1 pseudogene is annotated in these 223 nt (G+C 69.1%); it reads left to right on the forward strand.

Features of this window, described 5'->3' with window-relative positions:
• Window positions 1-223: pseudogene (locus tag E4K09_RS04645) on the forward strand (NAD(P)/FAD-dependent oxidoreductase); the annotation flags it as partial.

A 223-nucleotide genomic window follows, 5' to 3' on the forward strand; every position in this document is an offset into this window, starting at 1 on the left:
CAGGCTTGAAGCAGATCGAGGACGCGACCGCCATCCGCCGCAGGATCCTGATGGCCTTCGAGCAGGCTGAGTTGATCGAAGATGTCGAGGAACGGCGGCGGCTGCTCACCTGTGTGGTGGTTGGCGGCGGTCCCACGGGCGTCGAGATGGCGGGGGCCATCGCCGAGGTGGCGCATCATGCCTTGCCCGCCGAGTTCCGGCGCATCGACCCGCACGCCGCCCG

This window comes from Microvirga pakistanensis, from assembly GCF_004458765.1.
GTDB lineage: Bacteria > Pseudomonadota > Alphaproteobacteria > Rhizobiales > Beijerinckiaceae > Microvirga > Microvirga pakistanensis.